Origin of the sequence: Sphingomonas sp. MMS24-J13, assembly GCF_044905095.1 — a bacterium.
Taxonomy (GTDB): Bacteria; Pseudomonadota; Alphaproteobacteria; order Sphingomonadales; family Sphingomonadaceae; genus Sphingomonas_I.
Genome location: NZ_CP173258.1, coordinates 2,527,749 through 2,543,812, shown reverse-complemented (window position 1 = coordinate 2,543,812; position 16,064 = coordinate 2,527,749). Strand labels below are relative to the sequence as shown.

Below are 16,064 nucleotides of genomic sequence, written 5' to 3'. Positions count from 1 at the left end.
CGATGCCCATTGAACTCAAGATGCCCGCGCTCTCGCCGACGATGGAAGAGGGCACGCTTTCCAAATGGCTGGTGAAGGAAGGCGACACCGTCAAATCGGGTGATGTCCTCGCCGAGATCGAGACCGACAAGGCGACGATGGAATTCGAGGCGGTCGACGAAGGGACCATTGCGAAGATCCTCATCGCCGAAGGCACCGACGGCGTGAAGGTGGGCGAAGTGATCGCGCTCATCGCCGAGGAAGGCGAGGATGCGTCCGCCGCCGCGCCGGCCGCGGCCAAGGCCGAAGCACCGGTCGAAAAGCCTGCCGACCAGAAGACGGAAGTCGGCGGCGAGGGCGGTGCAGCCCAGCCGAAGATGCCGACCGCCGCGCGTGCGCTGGTGGCCGATGTCGCGGATACGCGGGACGATCCGGAGGTGCCCGAAGGCACCGAGGTCGTGCGCATGACGGTGCGCGATGCGCTGCGCGATGCGATGGCCGAGGAAATGCGTGCCAACGAACTCGTCTTCGTGATGGGTGAGGAAGTCGCCGAATATCAGGGCGCCTACAAGGTCACGCAGGGGCTGCTCGACGAGTTCGGCCCGGCACGCGTGATCGATACGCCGATCACCGAATATGGCTTTGCCGGCATCGGTACGGGCGCCGCGATGGCGGGCCTGCGCCCGATCGTCGAGTTCATGACCTTCAACTTCGCGATGCAGGCGATCGACCACATCATCAATTCGGCCGCCAAGACCAATTACATGTCGGGCGGCCAGATGCGCTGCCCGATCGTGTTCCGCGGCCCCAATGGTGCGGCGGCCCGTGTCGGCGCGCAGCACTCGCAGAATTATGCGCCCTGGTATGCGGCGGTTCCCGGCCTGATCGTGATCGCGCCTTATTCGGCGGCCGACGCGAAGGGTCTGCTCAAGGCGGCGATCCGGTCGAACGATCCGGTCGTCTTCCTCGAGAACGAACTGCTCTACGGCCAGTCGTTCGACGTGCCGAAGCTCGACGATTATGTCCTGCCGATCGGCAAGGCGCGCGTCGTCAAGCCGGGCAAGGACGTGACGCTCGTCAGTTACACGATCGGCGTTGGCGTCGCGCTCGAAGCCGCCAAGCTGCTGGCCGAAGAGGGCATCGACGCGGAGGTCGTCGATCTGCGCACGATCCGTCCGCTCGACAAGCGCACGGTGCTCGAGAGCCTCAAGAAGACCAACCGTATCGTCGTGGTCGAGGAAGGCTGGCCGACCTGCTCGATCGCCTCGGAAATCGCCGCGTTCGTGATGGAAGAGGGCTTCGACGATCTCGATGCGCCGGTGCTGCGCGTCACCAACGTCGACGTGCCGCTGCCTTATGCCGCCAACCTGGAGAAAGCGGCGCTCATTACTGCCGACCAGGTCGTCGAAGCGGCGAAGAAGGTGTGCTACCGATAAGCGCCAAAGATCCTCCCCGGAACGGGGAGGGGGACCGCTCGAACAGCGGTGGAGGGGGCCCCCGGCAAGCGACTCGATGGTGGAGGGCCCCCTCCATCATATCTGCGAAATGGTCCCCCTCTTCGCTCCGGGAGGATTTTAGTGGACCTTGCCGATCCGGAACGCACGCTTGCGATCGCGTACGCGCCCGCATCCGCTCGCCCGGCCCTCGCTGCCCTGTTTGCGCTCGATGAACGCATGGGCACGATCGTCGCGACCACCACCGAACCGATGATCGGCCTGATGCGCCTCGCCTGGTGGCGTGAGGCGCTCGAGAAGCTGGACAAGGAACCTGCGCCGGCCGAACCGCTGCTGCGCGACATCGCCACCCATATCCTGCCGCATGGCGTGCTCGGTGCGACTTTGGGCGCAATCGAGGACGGCTGGGCCGCGTTGCTCGCGGAAGAACCCAAGGTCGCGCGGCACGGGCGCGAACGTGGCCGCTGGCTGTTCATCGCAGCAGCGGCGATCCTGGGCACCAAGGATGACCGCCTGCCCGGCGCCGGCGAAGCCTGGGCACTCGCCGATCTCGCGCACCGCCACAGCGCGCCCGAAGTCCGGACATCCGCCCGCCGGCGTGGGCGCGCGATCCTGGACGCGCTTCCGCGCCATCGCTGGCCCCGCGCCGCCCGCCCGCTCGCGATGCTGGTCACGCTCGCGCGCGGCGACGTCGCCAGCGATGCGCGGCGTGTGCAGGGCAGCCCGCGCCGGATCATGCGGATGCTGGCATTGCGCCTGACCGGGCGATAGCGTGGGGCGTCGAACGGCGCGGGGAGGAAGCCATGTGGCGGTATCTGGTGGGTCTGGCGGCTGGCGTCGTGCTGATGGCCGGCGGGGTGCTTTGGTGGCGGACGACGGCTATCGCGGGCCATGGCTTGCCCAATGCGCCGCAGGCTATCGCAGGGGCGGCGGCGGGCGACGATGCCATGCCCGAACCGCCGATGGCGAGCGAGAAGACCCGCGAGCAGCGCCGCCTTTCGCGCATCGATCATGACAAGGACGGCAAGGTCAGCCGCGACGAATTCCTCGCCGCGCGCCGCCGCAACTTCGCCAAGCTCGACAAGGATGGCGACGGTAAGCTGAGCTTCGATGAATATGCCGCCAAGGCGATCGAGCGCTTCAACGACGCCGACAAGGAGAAGACCGGCCTGCTGACCCCAGCCGAGTTCGCGACCACCAAAGCCGTGCGCCAGACCCGCACCACCCGCTGCCCGCGGCCCACCAAGCCGAAGGATGAAGATGACGGCTGACAGGCGTCCGGAGCGTCGAATCGCCACCGGAAAGCCTTGCGACAGCGCGCGCAACCTCTACATGGGCAGAGACTGCCGCAGGCCTCGCCGCGGCCCAAAATCATAGGGCGGCATATCCGCCCCCCAAATATCGGAATTTTAGTGACAACGCCTGCTGACGAACTTCTTTTCCTCGCCCTCGGCGGTTCGGGGGAGATTGGCATGAACGTCAATCTCTATGGAACGCAGGGCAAATGGGTGATGGTCGATCTCGGCCTCACCTTCGCCGACCCGACCTATCCCGGCATCGATCTCATCCTGCCCGATCTCGACTTCATCGAGCGCAATCGTGAGGATCTGCTCGGCATCGTCCTCACGCACGGCCATGAGGATCATATCGGCGCCATTCCCTATCTCGCCGCCGATCTCGGCGTGCCGCTTTACGCCACCCCTTTCACGGCTGGCCTGATCCGCGGCAAGCTCGAGGAAGAGGGCATCACCGATCAGGTCGAACTGATCGAGATCGAACGCGACAGCAGCTTCCAGCTCGGCCCGTTCGGCTTCACCTATGTGCCGCTTGCCCACTCGATCCCCGAGGGCAATGCGCTGCTGATCGAGACGCCGTACGGGCGCATCTTCCATACCGGCGACTGGAAGCTGGACGACGAGCCCGTGGTCGGCAACGCTTCGACCGCGGCCGAACTGGAGGCGATCGGCGACATGGGCATCCTCGCGCTCGTCGGCGACAGCACCAACGTCTTCAATGAGAAGGCCTCGGGTTCCGAAGCCGCGGTGCGCGAAGGACTGGATGGCGTCATCAAGGACGTGAAGGGGCGCGTGCTCGTCACGACCTTCGCCTCGAACGCCGCCCGGCTGCAGACGTTGGGCGAGGTCGCCACGGATTGCGGGCGCCAGCTCTGCGTCGCCGGCCGCTCGCTCGATCGCATCATCCGCGTCGCCAAAAGCGCCGGCTACCTGTTGGATTTCCCACCGGTCGTCGATTTCGAGACGGCGATGAAGCTGCCGCGCAACGAGGTAATGATCATCGCTACCGGCGGCCAGGGCGAGGCCCGTGCCGCACTGTCGCGCATCGCGTTCGACAGCCACCAGATCAAGCTTTCGGAAGGCGATACGGTCGTCTTCTCGTCGAAGCAGATCCCCGGCAACGAAGTCGCGATCGGCCGCATCCAGAACATGCTCGCCACCAAGGGGGTGATCATGGTCACCGACCGGCAGGCACATGTTCACGTCTCGGGTCACCCCGGCCGGCCCGAACTCGAGCTGATGTACAAGTGGATCCGGCCCGAGATCATCCTGCCGGTCCATGGCGAGATGCGCCACATGGCCGAGCAGGAGCGTTTCGCGCGGTCGCTGGGCGTGCCCAAGGGTATCGTCCAGGGGAATGGCGATCTGATCCGGCTTGCCCCGGGCGAGCCGCGCAAGATCGGCAACGAGCGCGCCGGCCGCCTGATCCTCGATGGCGACGTGATCCTGCCCGCCGACGGATCGACGATGAACGAGCGTCGCCGCATTTCCAATTACGGCATCATTTCAGTGACCGTCGCGCTCGACAACAATAATCGTCAGCGCGGCGAGGCCGCCATCATGCTGCAGGGCATTCCGGTGGAGGAGGATCGCGACGATTTCATCGACGAAGCGCGCGATGCGGCCGCCGATGCGGTCAAGGGCAATCGCAAGGACGAAGCCGGGCTGCGCGAGGCGATCCGGCTCGCCGTGCGCCGCGCGGCGACGAACTGGACCGGCAAGAAGCCAATCGTCGATGTGTCGATCATTCGTTTGTAAGACAGGCGATCACGACAACCGCCCAGCTGGACCCGAATATGAAGCCCACCTCGATCAGTGCGATCTTCATGCTCTTCTGGGCGCTGAGCTTCTTTCTCGTGCTGCCCTTCCGTCTCCAGTCACGCGACGGGAATTCGGGCCCCATCAGGGGGCAGGCCGAAAGCGCGCCGCCCAGCTTCAGCTTCGGCCGTACCGCCAAATGGACGACGGTCGTCGCTTTGGTTCTGTTCGGCCTCTATTATGCGAACTACGTGAACGGCTGGATTCCGGTCGAAGACTTTGATCTCGTGCACGCGGCGCACGCCGACGGACAGTGATTGCTGTCCGATCGGTCGCGGAACCAACGCCCGCCGCCGACGCTCTTTCCATGGTTGAACGCACATGGAGGATCATATGGTCGGCAAGATATTGAGCGCCTTGATCGGGGCCGAAGTCGAGAAGAGGCGTCAGGAGAGCGGGCTGAAGGGTGCCGTTCTGGGCGCCGCTGGCTTCTCGCTCGCCCGGCGGCTGGGCCCGATCGGTCTAGCGCTCGGCGGCGCTTATGCCGCCAAGAAGATGTACGACCGTCGCCGCGCCGCCACGGCGTGATCCGATTTCCATGCCCGCCGGTGGGATCCCGGCGGGTTTTCCCTTTTCTTCCGCGCTTTCGCTCTTCTAGGACGAGTGTCAGTCCGTGGTTCGCCATCCGTTCAGCTTGAATGGGGCAGGGGAATTGCATGTATTCGCGTCACGAAGAGGGAACAGGGTTGATGAAGCTGCCGGTCGTTATTGCCATGCTGTCGCTTGGAGCCACTGCGGCCGGCGCGGATCCGTTGCCCAAGCCCGCGGCGTTCGCGATGTGCGGCGTGTGCCACAAGGTCGAGGCCGGCGCTGCGCCCGCGATCGGCCCGAACCTCTGGGGCGTCGGCGGCCGCGTTTCGGGCACGCTTGCGGGCTATACCTATTCGCCGGCGATGAAGGCCGCGAAGATCAAGTGGTCGAAGGCCGAGATCATCTCGTACATCGCCAATCCGCAGGCGAAGATTCCCGGCAACAAGATGACCTATGCCGGCGAGAAGGATCCGGCGAAGCAGGCCGCGATCGCCGATTATCTGATGTCGCTGAAGTAGGATCAGGGCGCGGGGCTGGCGGCGTTTGGAAGCCGGCCCTGCGCCATGTCCTCCTCCGGGACCGGATAGCCGGTCACGCCGCGTGGCGCATCGGGCGCGACCGCGGTGGTGAAATAGGCCACGCCCTCATGGCGAGCCGGATCGATCCACAGACCTGATTTGAGGCCGTAAGCGTCGCCGGCATGGCCGAAGCGCGCGCGGCCGTCGTTGAATGGATTACCGTTGCAGCCGGGCGTGCCCACGCTCAGCAATTGCATTGCGAGGCCATAGGCGCAGTAGAAGCCGCGATCGCTCTCGCCATTCTTGCCGTCATTGGCCCATTCGATCCGCCGCAGGGTGCGGATCGATCGGGCGCTCAGCAGCCGCTGGCCGTCGATCTTACCCTTATCGAGCAGCAGCCGCCCGATCGTGGCGAGATCGCGCATCGAGATGCGCACGCCCCCCTGCGGTGAGAAGATCGCGCCATTGACCCCTGCGCGCCAGATCGAAAGGTCGCAGCTCCCGTCGCGCGCTGGCGTCGCTATGCAGGCCGGGCGGACGCCGTGGAGATCGTCGCGCGCCACCTGCCCGTCCGAACGATAAAGCACCACCGCTTTGGCGATCGCGGCGTCCGAACAGCCCGACCAGTTGAAGCAGGCGTCGAGTTTGAGCGGCTGAAACACCAGCCGCTGCATGAGCTGGTCGAACCGTTCGCCGGTCGCTCTCTCCATCACTGCCGCGACCATCGGGAAATTGAGGTTGGTATATTGGAACCACGTGCCCGGCGCATGCTGGCTGTCCCACGCGCGCGGATCGGCAAGGGTCGCCTGGAGCGTGGCGTCCAGCGGAAGCACATAGTCGGCGCCGTCGGTCAGCGAGGAACGGTGCGACATCAGCAGCCGTAATGTGATCGGCGTGTCGGGGAAGGCTGGGTTGCGGACGGGGAAGCCGAGCAGCTCCGAAACGTCGGCATCGAGGTCGAGCCGACCTGCCTCGACCAGCCGCATCACGCCGATCGCGGTGACGAGCTTGGAGATCGATGCAATCCGGGCAGGGGAGTCCGCGGTCACCGCGCGGCCGCCTGCGCGATCGGCAAGACCGACTGCGGCGGCGGAGGTGACGCCGCGGCGGTCGAATGTCACGCGCACCGACGCGGGGATGGGGTCGGCGGCTTGGGCGGGGAAGGCGGCGAGGGATGCAAAGAAGTATAGGATGAGGCGCATGATCTTATCAGGCGTACCAAATCCTCCTCGTTTCGGGGAGAATCTTATGGTGTGGCATCCTGCCAAAACTCGTGGCACGCCGAGGGCAACGACAAAGAGAGGATGAACCGATGAAGCGCAGCAGCGATCATATTCTCACGTCCCATGTCGGCGCGCTGCCCGGGCCGCATGCGGTGTGGCAGGGCGAGGCGGAGCCGGAGACGGTGCGCGCCGCGGTCGGTGAGGTGGTGGCGCGCCAGCGCGAGCTCGGTGTCGATATCGTCAACGAGGGCGAACTCACCAAGGGCGGTAACTGGGTCACTTTCATCAACAGCCGCCTGTCGGGTTTCGAACCCGATGCGCAGGGCAACAGCGCCACCTTGCTGACGTCCAGCACCGACTGGCAGGCGTTCGGCGATTTCTACCAGGCCGCGATGGAAGGCGGGACCCTGTTCGAACAGACCCGCGCCGCGCCCGAGCAACGGCGCGGCGTGCGCGACTGGGCCTGCACCGGGCCGATCGAATATGTCGGCCTCGCGGCGCTGGAGCGGGAGATCGCCTTGCTGCGCGAGGCGCTCGGCGACCACCCGGTCGGCGATGCCTTCCTCACCTCGACCGCACCGACCAGCGTCGAGGTCGGCCGGCGCAACCTGTTCTACAAGAGCGAGGAAGAGTTCGTGTTCGCGCTCGCCGAGGCCTTGCGGATCGAATACGAGGCGATCGCGCAGGCCGGTTTCCTCGTCCAGGTCGACGATGCGTGGATGGCGGCATTGTGGGATCGGATCGGCGTCGGCATGGGTCTCGCTGCCTATCGCCGATATTGCATGCTCAGGGTCGAGGCGCTGAACCATGCGCTGCGCAACGTGGCCGTCGAGCAGATCCGCTACCATCTCTGCTGGGGCAGCTGGCACGGCCCGCATTCGCGCGACATCCCGCTTGCCGACATCGTCGAGGTGATGCTGGCGATCAAGGCGGGCGCCTATCTGTTCGAGGCCGCCAATGCCCGGCACGAGCATGAGTATCGCATATGGGAAGAAGTGAAGCTGCCCGAGGGCCGGTTGCTGGCCCCCGGCGTCGTCAGCCACGCGACGACGGTGATCGAGCATCCCGAATTGGTGGCGCAGCGGATCGAGCGGTTCGCTCGCCTCGTCGGCCGCGAGAATGTGATCGCATCGACCGATTGCGGGCTTGGCCTGCGCTGTCACCCGCAGATCGCATGGGCGAAGCTGGGGGCGCTGACCGAGGGCGCGCGCCTTGCGAGCGCGCGGCTCTACTGATCTCGCACGCGTCCACGCCGCGCGGCGGACTATGACGCGCGCGGTCAGCTCGTCGGTTGCGCTATAGCCTCACCGGTAGCACTCAGATCACGGATCTGATCGGCCAAACCGATCTCTCTTCCCGCAGATGCGGCCCGATCGGCATTTGCGCGCCGGCCCGTTCCGTCAGGAATGACTTCGTTGCGGCCTGATCCATCGGCGCGGCGAGATGGAAGCCTTGGCCGACATGGCAACCGAGCGAGAGCAATATCTTGCATTGCTCCTCAGTCTCGACTCCCTCGGCAACCACGTCGAGCCCCAGTTTTTCGGCGATGCGCGCGACGCCGTTGATAATCGCGGCGCTGCCCCGATCATGATCGAGCTGCTCCACGAAGCTCCGGTCGATCTTGATCACGTCGATCGGTACGGTCAGCAAATGGCTGAGCGAGGCATAGCCCGTGCCGAAATCATCAAGCGCGATTCGTATGCCATAATCGCGTAGCGCCGCGATCTCGCGCGACACCATGTCGTCACGCCGGCTGAGATAGACCAACTCGGTCACCTCGATCATGACGGAGGTGAGCGGCACGCCGACGGCGTCGAACGCTTGCGCGACGCGATCGGCGATCCCGCCCGAATGGAAATCGGCGGGTGGCAGATTGATGCTGATCAGCCGGAAATCGACGCCGCGTTCTGCCCAGCGGCGGGCATCGGCGGCGATGCGTTCCAGCATGCGCCGGGTCAGCGCCTTGGCGACATGCGCATCGGCGGTCGCGGCCTGGAAATCGCCGGCGCTCCCCAAGCTGCCGTCGGAACGCCGGATCCGATAAAGCGCCTCCAGCCCGACGACGCGTTGGCTGACCAGTTCGACCATCGGCTGGTAGAATGGGACGATCCTATCCTCGTCGAGCGCCGCGCGCATGTCGAGGATCGCGGTCATCCGCCGCGTGATCGCGGTGCCCAGCCCGTCGACGTGATGGACGAAGCCGCCGCGCTGCGTTTCCTTGGCATGGTAGAGCGCCATGTCGGCATTCTGGCGCACGGTCTCAGAGCTTTCGTGCGGGCTGCCACGCACCGCTATGCCGATCGTTGCGGTCGGCGCGAGCATATGTCCGTCGCATTCCGCGGGCGCCTCCAGCGCGCGCAGAATCGCGACCGCGGTCTGCTCTGCCTGCGCGCGGTCGTCACTGCTTAGCATCACCGCGATCTCGTCGCCGCCCAATCGGAAAACCGGCATGCCGGCGGCGACATCGCTGATCCGATCGGCGACGATACGGATCAGGCGATCGCCCGCACGGTGCCCGAACGTGTCGTTGACCACCTTGAGACCGTCGACATCGATCAGCAGCAGGCCCCATCTGCCCGAATCAGGCGGATCGTAGCGCGCCGCGACATCGTTGAAGCAGGCGCGATTGCCCAGGCCCGTCAACGCGTCGGTGTAGATCAGGCGGTGCGCCTCGTTGAGTTGATCGTCGCGTTCGATCGCGAGCGAACAGAGGTGGACGCTGGCGGCCACGATATTCCGCTCGAGCTCGGTCGGTCCGCGATGGTGACGATAATAGAAGGCGAATGTGCCCACGACCTTGCCATGTTGATCCCAGATCGGGCTCGACCAGCAGGCGCGGATGCCGTGCGGCGCCGCCAGATGCCGGTAGTCGGCCCAGAGGGGATCGGTGGCGATATCGAGCACCGCGACGGGCTCACCCCGCCACGCCGCAGTGCCGCACGAGCCGGTATCGGGGCCGATCGGCGTACCTTCTATCGCGCTGCAGAAATCGGCGGGCAGGCTCGGCGCTGCGATCGTATGCAATCGGCCCTCGCTGTCGATCGTCAGGACCGAACAGAAAGCGTCTGGGACAAGCCGCTCCACTTCCCCACACAGGGTGCGCGTCGTCTGCGCCAGAGGAACTCCGGTCGCCATCAGTTCGAGGACCAGATTCTGTAACTCGAGAAGCATATGATCCACCCGACTCGGGATGCAGGATAAGCCTGTTTCCGTCCGGGAGTGTTAACGTCTGGCCGAAACGGCCGGTTCATATCCGTTTCGGACGCGGTCCTTGCGTGGGGCAGTCTCACGGATGGCCAGCGTTGCGATCAACGCGATTCCGATCATGGCGCTAACATACCAGAAATACAGGCTTTCATGCCCGGCCTGCTTGAGCGACAGCGCAAGCGTCTCGGCCGACCCGCCGAACAGGGACTGGCTCAGTGCATAAGGCAGCCCGACGCCCAAGGCGCGGACATGAACCGGGAACAGCTCGGCCTTGAGCGCGGCGCTGGTCGACGTCGCGCAGCTCAGGATCGCGATTGCCGTCAGAATCAGCAGAAACGCGGTCATGGGATCATGCGTATGGCCGATCGCGGTCATCAGCGGCACCGTACCGACAACTCCGCCGATCCCGAACGCATATTGCAGGGGCTTGCGTCCGACCCGATCCGACAAGGCGCCGAGCGCCGGCTGGATCAGCAAGGCAATCAGGATGGCGATGCCGCAGATCAGGCTCGCGGTCGGCTTGGAGAAGCCGGATGTCACCACGAGATATTTCTGCATGTAGGTGGTGAAGGTGTAGAAGGCGACATTGCTGCCCATCGCGAGCGCGAAGGCGATCAGTACCGGCTTGCGATGGTTGCGCCAGAGTTCCGCCACCCCGCCCCGCTTCTTGCCGGGCGTGCCCTCGGCGACGAATTCGGGCGTCTCCTCGATCCCCCGCCGAATCCAGAACACGGTCAGCGCGAGCACGGCACCGGCAACGAACGCCACGCGCCAGCCCCATGCGCCGAGCGCCGCCTCGCCGAGCCCCGCCGTCTGCATGGCGATCAGCATCAGCAGCGCCAGCAATTGGCCGCCGTAGAGCGTCACATATTGGAAGCTCGACCAGAGACCGCGCTGTGTCGGCGGCGACATTTCGCTGAGATAGGTTGCCGCCGCACCATATTCGCCGCCGAGGCTCAATCCCTGGATGATGCGCGCCGCCATCAGCAGCATCGGCGCGGCAATCCCGATCTCGGCATAGCCGGGCGTCAGCGCGAGCATGAGCGAGCCACCACCCATCATCGCTACCGACCATGTCAGCGCGGTCCGCCGCCCGCGGCGATCGCCGATCCGCCCGAGCAGCCAGCCGCCGATCGGGCGCATCAGGAAGCCGACCCAGAAGATCCCGCTCGTCGCGAGGAATTGCGCCGTCTGGTCGCTGTGCGGGAAGAAGGCCTTGGCGAAATAGAGCGAGAAGGCCGAGTAGACGTACCAGTCGAACCATTCGACGAGATTGCCGGCGGAGCCGCCGATGATCGAGCGCAGGGGGAGGGGGCGGCTGCCTGCGGTCACCCCCCGAACAACCCCAGCTGCGCCACCTCGTCCGCGGTCAGATCGATCCCGAACATCATGCTCAGGCGCATGCGATAGACGCGCGGATCGGTGATTTCGGCACTGGTGTCATTGTCGCCGTTGCGGCGGCGATAGGCGCGGTCGTTGAGGCTGGCAAAGCCGGTCGGGAGCACGATGCTGACCAGGCGCAGCGTCGTGAAACGCGTCCCCGATGCCGTCGAGGTCCAGTGATTGCCGAGCGCGAAATCCGATGGATATACCGCCTCGAGCCCGAAGCTGTACTGCGCGCCGGCGAACAATTCCGGATCGGCAGAGCTGGTCCGGCCATCGGTCGCCGCGGGATCGCCATGCCGATCGAGCATCCAGCCGTAGAGGGGATCGCGATTCAGCGTGAAGCGTGCGCCGTCGGGGCCAAGCGCTACCTCGCCGTCGGCAAGCGGCATCGGCGGAACATAACTGCCGCCAAAGCCGGCGTCGGCGATCCAGTCCTGTCCGTCGATCGTGACCAGGCTGATCGCGTGAGTCAGCGGCGGCACATGCTCTGCACCCAGCCATACCCGCGCCAGCAATGGCCGCGCGGTGAAACCGAGGGCGTCGAGCGCATCGAGGAACAGCCGGTTATGCTCGAAGCAATAGCCGCCGCGCCGCGCGGTCACGAGCTTGGCGAACACGCTGTCGCTATCGACTTGGATACCGCGCCCCAGGATCACGTCGAGATTCTCGAACGGGATCGCCAGGCGGTGCGCGCGCTGGAGCGCCACCAGCCCGGCCGCATCCGCCTGCGGTCTTTCAGCGAGGCGGATGCGCTCCAGATAAAGGTCGAGATCGAATGCCATCAGGCGTCGGCCGGTCCGACCGCGTAGGCGCAGAGCTTGTTGCCATCCAGATCGCGGAAATAGGCCGCGTAGAAAGCATGAGGCCCTTCGTCGCCGCGCAGCCCCGGCGCGCCCTCGTCCATGCCGCCTTGCGCCATCGCTGCGGCGTACAGCGCATCGACGTTCGCGCGCCTGTCCTGCACCAGGCCGATCATCGTGCCGTTGCCGGGGGTCGCTTCCTGTTGGTCATAGGGCAGGGTGACGCCGAAACCGGGCTTGTCCTGGCCGACACCCCACACCACCGATTTCCCGAAATCCATCATCCGCGTGGCGCCGATCGGCTTGAACAACGCATCGTAAAAGGTCTTGGCACGCTCCAGATCGTTGGTGCCGACAAGCGTATAACCGATCATCGCCCTCTCCTCGGTTGGACGCGCTCGTCTCACCCGATCGGGAGACGAGCGCAAGCGGGTTTGTCCTGTCAGACTGCCGGTACGCTCGCCATATCGATCGCAAAGCCGATCCACATCGCCGACAGCACGATGCACGAGGCGAGATAGACCATGAAGCGCGGCATCACCTGGTTCGGCCCGACATGGATCAGGCTATGGACGATGCGCAGCACCACATAGATCCACGCGAGCGTGAGCTCGACGTAGCCGGCATGGCGGGTCAGCATCAGCAAAGGCACCAGCGCGAAATAGAGCACCGGCATCTCGAACAGGTTGCGCAGGTTGTTGGCCGGCATCTCGACCGGGCGGAAGTAACGCATCGCGGATTCGCCATCGGCGAAGTCGTTCGCGCTCGGCGGATTGCGGCGGATATGGCCGAGGCGTTTGACGAACATGAAGAACCAGACGCCGTAGATCAGGGCGACCAGCACGAAGGTCGGCCACAATATCGCGATCGTCATGCCATCCTCTCCCTGTATGTCGTCATTTCGGCTGAGCCGGAGCTACGGGCAGGGCTCTGGGCAGGACGCGCAGGCGCCAGATATGCGCCGGGTCCAGATAGTCCTGCGCCGCCTTGCGGATATCCGCCGGGGTAACCGCCTTCATCCCGTTCTCGCCCGTCCGCGCCACTTCGAGCTGACGCGGTTCGGCCTGGGATCCGCTGAGACGCGCGGCCCAGTAGGCGTTGGTGCGCTTGGCGCTGGCAAGCTGCTCGAGGATCGGGGTGCGGGCGCGGGCGAACTCGTCGGCGCTCACCTCCTTCGCCTTGAGATCGGCGATGATCCCGTCGAGCGTGTCGTAGAAGCTTTGCACCTTGTCGGGCGGGGTCTCCGCATAAGCCGCGAAATAGCCATAGCCGGGATGGATCGCCGACGGGTCAGAGTTCGCCTTGGTGCTGTAGCTCGCCCCCTGCGCCACGCGCACCTGATCGAACAGGCGCTGGCTGACGACGGCCGCGAGCAGATCCAGAATGCGGGCGCGTTGAGGGTCCGAATAGAGATCGGGGATCGGCCACGCCACGAACGCGAGCCCCTGATCGGGACGGCCGCCATGGCGCAGAGTCACCGGATCGGGCGACGGGCGCGGGAAGGCTACCGGATCGGAAATCCGCGCGTAGGTCCGGCGCAGCGGCAGCGCGCCGAACGTCGAAGCCACCAGAGCGGTCGCGCGCTCGCTGGTAATATCGCCGACGATCGTCACTTCGAGCGCGCCGGTGGCAAGCTGCGGATCGATCAGCGCGCGCGCATCCTCGACATGGGTTGCGGCAACATCGGCGGTGGTCGGCGCCTGCCAGCGGCGATCGCCCGAATGGAGCAGCAGGCCGAGTTCGCGGCGCAGAACGCCGCCCGGCGAGGTGTCGAGTTGCGGGATCACGCCGGCCAATACGGTCCGCGCGCGATCGAACGCGTCGCCGCGCCATGCGGGTGCGGTCATGTAGGCGGCGAGCAATTGCAGTTCGAGCTCGGCATCCTCGGGCCGGGTCGCCGCGGCCACCAGGAACGCGTCGTCGCCGGTCGTGGCACTCTCGCCATGGACCTTCCCGGCGAAGATCTGCTGCATCTCGGCCAGGCTGATCCCCTTGAGCCCGCCCGCGGTCCAGGTGCCGATCGTCCAGTCGATCGAGGCCTTGTCCTTCGGCATCGTCGCACGTCCGGTGCCGAAGCGCAGGCTGATTACCACCTGATCCTTGACCAGATCGGTATGCTTGACGTTGAGTCGGACGCCGTTGGCGAAGCGCAGCGCGGTGAAATCGAGATCGCCGACATATTTGCGATCGACGATTTTCCCTGGGGTGCCGAAATTGGTGAAGGGCCAGGATTTTGCGGTCACCTGGATCGCCGAGGTCGAGACGGTCTCCGCCTCGGCGAGCGCTTTCTTCACGTCGGCCTCGGTCGCGGTCGCGGCGGGGCCCGAGAGCATGATCAGCGGCCCGTCGCCCGAAAAGGCGGCGCGTGCCGCGGCGGCGACATCCTCGGGCGTGATCGTCTTGATGATCTCCTCGAACAGGACGAGATCGTCGGTATCGGCGGTGAAGACGTCATCCTCGTTGACCGATGCGACCAGTCCGTCGGCAAGCTGGTTGCTGGGCCGTGAAGCGGCGCTGGCGGCGCGGGTCTGCAGATTGGCGCGGTTCGCGGCGATCGCGGTATCGAGATCGGCCTGGCTGACCCCCGAGGGAGCGGTGATCTGGCGCTCGGCGACGACCAGCGCCTGCAGCGCGCGCTGCCATTGATCGGGTTTGATCAGCGCGCCGATCGTCGTGACCTGCGCCGAATGAAGCTGGTTCGAGATGCCGGCGGCGGCCGACGCAAAGGGCGAATTGTCGCTGGAGGCGAGCGCGTAGAGCCGGCGGCTGAGGATATTCATCGCCAGCGCCGCGGCACCGCGCTGCCGCAACCGCGCCTTGTCGCGTGGTGAATCGTCATAAGGGCGCGTCCAGGCGAGGCTGAGCTGCGAGGACAGGCCTGGCGCCGTGACGATCCGCACGGTCGGCCCTTTCTGGATCGGCTTGCCGTAATCGGGATCGGCGCCGGCTGGCGCCGTATTCTTCCAGTCGGCGAAGCGCGCCTTGATCTTCGTCTCGATCTCCTTCGGATCGAAATCGCCAACCGCGATCAGGGTGGCGCGTTCGGGTCGGTAATAATCGCGGTAGAATTTCCGCAGCGGTTCGGGGCCGGTCTTGCTCAGCAGCTCCACCGTTCCGATCGGCAGGCGCGTGGCCGCGCGCTGGCCATGGAACAGCAGATCGAGATCGGCTTGCGCGCGATCACGATTGGGGCCTGCCCCGCCGCGCTCCTCGGACAAAACCACCGGGCGTTCCGCCTCGAACGCGGAATCGGTGAGGGTCAGCTCGCTCGCCGTCTCGCGCATCAGCATCAAAGCGGTGTCGAGCTTGGCGCTGTCGGCCGACGGAATGTCGAATTTGTAGACGGTCTGGGTGAAATCGGTGGAGGCATTCGCGTCCGCGCCGACCGCGAGCCCGAGCCGCTCGAGGATGCGCAACGCCTCCCCGCTTTCGACATGTTTCGATCCGCGAAAGGCCATATGTTCGAGAAAATGGGCGAGGCCGCGCTGATTCTCGCTTTCGTCGATCGATCCGGCGTCGATCCGCAACCGCAGCGAGACCCGGCCCGGCGGGACGGTGCCGCGCATGACGGCGTAGCGCATCCCGTTGGGCAGCGTGCCGAACAGCACGGCCTTGCTGGCCTTGATGTCGCTGCGGTCCTGGGCCCAGGACGCGGGCTGCATCGCCAGCGCCGGGGCTGCAGAGCCCGTCAGCGCAAGGATGGCCAGCGCCCTTGCCGCGATCGTCCAGCCCGCCATCCAACCCTCTCGCTTGCCCTGAGGGCCTGCCTCTCCCACGCCCGGGCGGGCCGTGCAATCTCGCTTAAGGAATTTGCGCTATCCGCTTCGAAATCGATCGGACAGCGCGGCTTTTC

Annotated in this window: 15 protein-coding genes; 8 read left to right on the top strand and 7 right to left on the bottom strand. The window is 65.7% G+C overall.

Annotated features, from left to right (window positions below; translation table 11 throughout):
- The first annotated feature begins 2 nt into the window (after nt 1-2).
- The 7 genes from AB4Z44_RS11880 (at nt 3) to AB4Z44_RS11850 (ending at nt 5,595) form a co-directional block, all read left to right on the top strand.
- A complete protein-coding gene (locus tag AB4Z44_RS11880) occupies nt 3-1,415 on the top strand; it encodes a pyruvate dehydrogenase complex E1 component subunit beta (RefSeq protein WP_404709914.1) in 1,413 nt (470 codons plus the stop codon).
- Between the two features lie 141 nt (nt 1,416-1,556).
- On the top strand, nt 1,557-2,204 hold the full coding sequence (locus tag AB4Z44_RS11875; RefSeq protein WP_404709913.1) for a squalene/phytoene synthase family protein: 648 nt from the start codon (nt 1,557-1,559) through the stop codon (nt 2,202-2,204).
- A 32-nt stretch (nt 2,205-2,236) separates the two neighbouring features.
- Complete coding sequence (locus tag AB4Z44_RS11870; RefSeq protein ID WP_404709912.1) at nt 2,237-2,704, top strand: EF-hand domain-containing protein; 468 nt, start codon at nt 2,237-2,239, stop codon at nt 2,702-2,704.
- Between the two features lie 201 nt (nt 2,705-2,905).
- Nucleotides 2,906-4,486 (top strand): ribonuclease J, encoded by a 1,581-nt coding sequence (locus tag AB4Z44_RS11865; RefSeq protein WP_404709911.1) that lies wholly within the window; start codon nt 2,906-2,908, stop codon nt 4,484-4,486.
- 38 nt (nt 4,487-4,524) lie between these two features.
- Nucleotides 4,525-4,803 (top strand): DUF1467 family protein, encoded by a 279-nt coding sequence (locus AB4Z44_RS11860; protein WP_404709910.1) that lies wholly within the window; start codon nt 4,525-4,527, stop codon nt 4,801-4,803.
- A gap of 76 nt (nt 4,804-4,879) precedes the next feature.
- The gene (locus AB4Z44_RS11855) at nt 4,880-5,074 is read left to right on the top strand and encodes a hypothetical protein (RefSeq protein ID WP_404709909.1); all 195 of its coding nucleotides are present in this window, start codon (nt 4,880-4,882) and stop codon (nt 5,072-5,074) included.
- 128 nt (nt 5,075-5,202) lie between these two features.
- Complete coding sequence (locus AB4Z44_RS11850; protein ID WP_404709908.1) at nt 5,203-5,595, top strand: c-type cytochrome; 393 nt, start codon at nt 5,203-5,205, stop codon at nt 5,593-5,595.
- A gap of 2 nt (nt 5,596-5,597) precedes the next feature.
- Here the strand turns inward: AB4Z44_RS11850 and AB4Z44_RS11845 are convergent, their stop codons facing one another.
- Complete coding sequence (locus tag AB4Z44_RS11845; RefSeq protein ID WP_404709907.1) at nt 5,598-6,797, bottom strand: serine hydrolase domain-containing protein; 1,200 nt, start codon at nt 6,795-6,797, stop codon at nt 5,598-5,600.
- Between the two features lie 110 nt (nt 6,798-6,907).
- Between AB4Z44_RS11845 and AB4Z44_RS11840 the strand changes: the two genes are divergently transcribed.
- Complete coding sequence (locus tag AB4Z44_RS11840) at nt 6,908-8,053, top strand: epoxyalkane--coenzyme M transferase (RefSeq protein ID WP_404709906.1); 1,146 nt, start codon at nt 6,908-6,910, stop codon at nt 8,051-8,053.
- Between the two features lie 82 nt (nt 8,054-8,135).
- Here the strand turns inward: AB4Z44_RS11840 and AB4Z44_RS11835 are convergent, their stop codons facing one another.
- The 6 genes from AB4Z44_RS11835 to AB4Z44_RS11810 all read right to left on the bottom strand — a co-directional run bounded on the left by AB4Z44_RS11835 (nt 8,136) and on the right by AB4Z44_RS11810 (nt 15,948).
- On the bottom strand, nt 8,136-9,989 hold the full coding sequence (locus AB4Z44_RS11835; protein ID WP_404709905.1) for a putative bifunctional diguanylate cyclase/phosphodiesterase: 1,854 nt from the start codon (nt 9,987-9,989) through the stop codon (nt 8,136-8,138).
- A 51-nt stretch (nt 9,990-10,040) separates the two neighbouring features.
- Complete coding sequence (locus AB4Z44_RS11830; protein ID WP_404709904.1) at nt 10,041-11,357, bottom strand: MFS transporter; 1,317 nt, start codon at nt 11,355-11,357, stop codon at nt 10,041-10,043.
- Nucleotides 11,354-12,193: an arylamine N-acetyltransferase gene (locus AB4Z44_RS11825; RefSeq protein WP_404709903.1), complete on the bottom strand. Its 840-nt coding sequence runs from the start codon at nt 12,191-12,193 to the stop codon at nt 11,354-11,356. The genes AB4Z44_RS11830 and AB4Z44_RS11825 overlap by 4 nt, the downstream gene beginning before the upstream one ends.
- Nucleotides 12,193-12,585: a VOC family protein gene (locus tag AB4Z44_RS11820; protein ID WP_404709902.1), complete on the bottom strand. Its 393-nt coding sequence runs from the start codon at nt 12,583-12,585 to the stop codon at nt 12,193-12,195. Before AB4Z44_RS11820 ends, AB4Z44_RS11825 begins: the two co-directional genes overlap by 1 nt.
- Nucleotides 12,586-12,653: 68 nt before the next feature.
- Nucleotides 12,654-13,085 carry an MAPEG family protein gene (locus AB4Z44_RS11815; protein WP_404709901.1) on the bottom strand — a complete coding sequence of 144 codons (432 nt, stop codon included), beginning with the start codon at nt 13,083-13,085 and terminating at the stop codon, nt 12,654-12,656.
- Nucleotides 13,086-13,107: 22 nt separating this feature from the next.
- Complete coding sequence (locus AB4Z44_RS11810) at nt 13,108-15,948, bottom strand: M16 family metallopeptidase (protein ID WP_404709900.1); 2,841 nt, start codon at nt 15,946-15,948, stop codon at nt 13,108-13,110.
- Nucleotides 15,949-16,064: the final 116 nt, after the last annotated feature.